This window comes from Flavobacterium sp. (assembly GCF_021151785.1).
Taxonomy (GTDB): Bacteria; Bacteroidota; Bacteroidia; order Flavobacteriales; family Flavobacteriaceae; genus Flavobacterium.
Genome location: NZ_JAGKWP010000166.1, coordinates 1 through 2869, shown reverse-complemented (window position 1 = coordinate 2869; position 2869 = coordinate 1). Strand labels below are relative to the sequence as shown.

Genomic DNA, 2869 nt, shown 5'->3' with positions numbered 1-2869 from the left:
TTAAAAATTGTAGTTTTAGTTGGGTTTACAAGTAAGTGCTTTAAAAGAGGTTAAAATTTATACTTTTTGTAGTTTGTTTTTAAAAAATGGTGGTTGTGCAAGAGCTACAGCTACCATTGTTAGCGGTAGTACTAATTTTCTCTGTTTTTCAAAATTGACTGTAGATCTTCAATTCTTTTTTTTGTTTGCACTTCTAAACAAGTTAATCTTATTAAAGGTTGAATACTTCCTCCTTCATATTCGTGCGCTTCAAACTCACAGTGCGAATCTCTAAATTTTATCCAATCTTTTTGAGCTTTAACAAGCATTTTTATTTCGTCTTCTTCTAAGACTTTTAATAAATGTTTATAAACTTTATTTAATTCGGTATCTACTTTTTGATAGCTTTTAAATGCAGTTTCATTCATTTCAGCTTGAGTTTGTGCATTAGCATTGTAACTTAAAGTTGAAAATAGAAATGTTACTAAAAAGAGAGTTTTTTTCATTATAAGGTGTTTATTAGGCTCTAATTTTGTTCTGTTTTGGAGTATTACCGCTAACATCAGTTCGGCTAAAAAGCTAAATTTCTTTACTCACTAACCTTTACAAACTCAAATATACTACTTTTTAGTAATAAATATTTGATAAATTAAAAATTATAGTTTTAATAGGGTTTACAAGTAAGTGCTTTAAAAGAGGTTGAAATTTTTACTTTTTGTAGTTTGTTTTTAAAAAGTGGTGGTTGTACAACAGCACGTGTGTTGTGTACTGTTTTTTCTATTCTTTTTCTAATCCAACTGCATCTTTTCTGATTTTTCTCAGCCAAGATTTATTGTATTTTTTTTTAAGATGTTTAAATGTCAGCTTATTGTATTTTGTTAAATAATCGATTTTATAACTACCAATTAAAGAATATTTCACATTGTATTTTTGTTGAAATTCTAAATCTTCGTTGTTTAAATCATATGAAGTCAATTCCGAAACAAAAATGATAAAAATATTCCTTTGCGCATTCTTTTTAAAATTGTATTTTGGATTGTCGGCATTCTCAATATCCTTCGTGTTTATTGGGGTTCTCGCCTCAAGTACTTTATATTTAAAGTCATTAGACGGACCATATTTTTCTTCTAATTTTATTTCCTCGAGTTCAAAGTTCATTTCTTGCCGATTAACTTTTACTTTTTGTGTTTTCATGCCTACGGAACTAATCACCAAAGTGTCATTTAGGGTAGCTTTGAGCTCATATTTGCCTTCAAAATCAGTAAGGGTTGCGGTATTCTTTTTATCAACCCTAACTAAAGCATCATAAATAGGTTCTTGGGTTCTTTTATTGATGACAAGACCGTGTATTATTTCTTGCCCAAAAAATACCATGGGAAGTAGTAAAAACAAGTAGTAAATAATTTTTTTCATGGTCTGTTTTCTCAGTGTTTTGTAATTAATACCCTTAAAATTCGCCTACTAATTTGGGGTAGATGATGATTCTTTTTTTTGTCTGTTTCTCAATTACACGATAATCTTGTTCGCCGTACTTAGTTCTGTATTGTTCGGTAGTGTAATATTCACAGTCACTCGTTTGATAAATTTCACCGTTAATATCGTTGATAAATAAACCTATTTGGTTCCCAGAACAACGGAGTAGAATATGCCAAAGATTTCCATGATTTGTATTGTAACTCCGCCCATTAAAGTCAAGAAGAAAACTTATATGAGATGGACATATTTTGCTATTACGAACAAGGTTATAGAGCGCTTTCTCAGTTAATGTAAATGTTTCTTCTAAATTAACTTCTCTGATGACGGTTCCCTCTGTTGTATATTCAGCATTTTGTCCTAGTAATCTTTTAACCCAATCATTATTCTCTTTTTGGTATATCGATTTTATGAGGCCATTTGTATGATAGGCAATGTAAGTGTAAAAATCTTTTTTTTCACTTTCAATCAAAAAGCCTATTTCTTTTTTGCTTTGAGTATTTGAATTGATTTCAGAAATTGTGTAAAGGGCGCCGTTCAAATCTTCAAAGATAAGGTTAAAAATCCCATCACTTGTTCCCATCCACACAAAGTGAATTTCTTTGTTTTTTAGAACCTCCAACTTTAATTCTTTTTTCAGGTAGCCATTAATCTTTTTAAAATCATTAAAATTCTTCATCGTAAAACTACCCATATCTGCAAAATCTTTTACTGAGTCTTGGTCGGTAAGTATTTTTCTAATATGGTTCTTGATTTTTAATAATTGATGACTCTTGATTTTATTTTCGTTGGGGTTAATGACCGGTAAATCATAATCAAAAAAACAATTGCTTGCATTTTTTTCAGATTTATCAAGTAATAAATAGTCTTTATAGGTTATCAACCTTCCTTTTTCATCAAAATACAGGGTTGTAATCGGAAATCCGTTTCTTTCGATGGTTTTATATTTCAATTTTGCGTTTTTAAAATAATATCTGACTAAAGCTTCAGAGTAATATCTCAGATAGGGGTCCGGACTGTTGTGGGTTGCGGGGTCAAACAACAATTCGGAAAATGAGTAAGTAATATCTCCTCGGTATGAAATACCGTTAAATTTAAACTCCTCTTGGCGGTTGCTCTCTTTGTAGCGGATGCTTTTTTCAAGTAGTTCGTAAAATGTAAAACCTTTTTTAATAGAGGTGTCATTTTCGAGAAAACCCAATTCTGCCGACTCGTGCTTTGTGTTCTGAGCGTAAAGACAAATTGAACATAAGACAAAAAATATTATGGGTAGTTTACTTTTCATATTGATTTCTCAAAATAGGTGTTTCAGTCTGTTTTTTTTACAAAATGGCACACAACATCAATTCGTCTAAAAGCTAAATTTCTTTACTACCTAACCTTTAAAACTCAAATATACTACTTTTTAGTAATGAAT

Annotated in this window: 3 protein-coding genes; all 3 read right to left on the bottom strand. The window is 30.3% G+C overall.

Features of this window, described 5'->3' with window-relative positions:
* Nucleotides 1-131: 131 nt before the first annotated feature.
* The 3 genes from QZ824_RS11250 to QZ824_RS11240 all read right to left on the bottom strand — a co-directional run bounded on the left by QZ824_RS11250 (nt 132) and on the right by QZ824_RS11240 (nt 2737).
* Nucleotides 132-485: a lysozyme inhibitor LprI family protein gene (locus QZ824_RS11250; RefSeq protein ID WP_291276110.1), complete on the bottom strand. Its 354-nt coding sequence runs from the start codon at nt 483-485 to the stop codon at nt 132-134.
* 271 nt (nt 486-756) lie between these two features.
* Entirely contained in the window at nt 757-1392 is a 636-nt protein-coding gene (locus QZ824_RS11245; protein WP_291276109.1) for a carboxypeptidase-like regulatory domain-containing protein, read from the bottom strand.
* Between the two features lie 34 nt (nt 1393-1426).
* Nucleotides 1427-2737, bottom strand: a complete 1311-nt coding sequence (locus QZ824_RS11240) for a hypothetical protein (protein WP_291276108.1) — start codon at nt 2735-2737, stop codon at nt 1427-1429.
* Nucleotides 2738-2869: the final 132 nt, after the last annotated feature.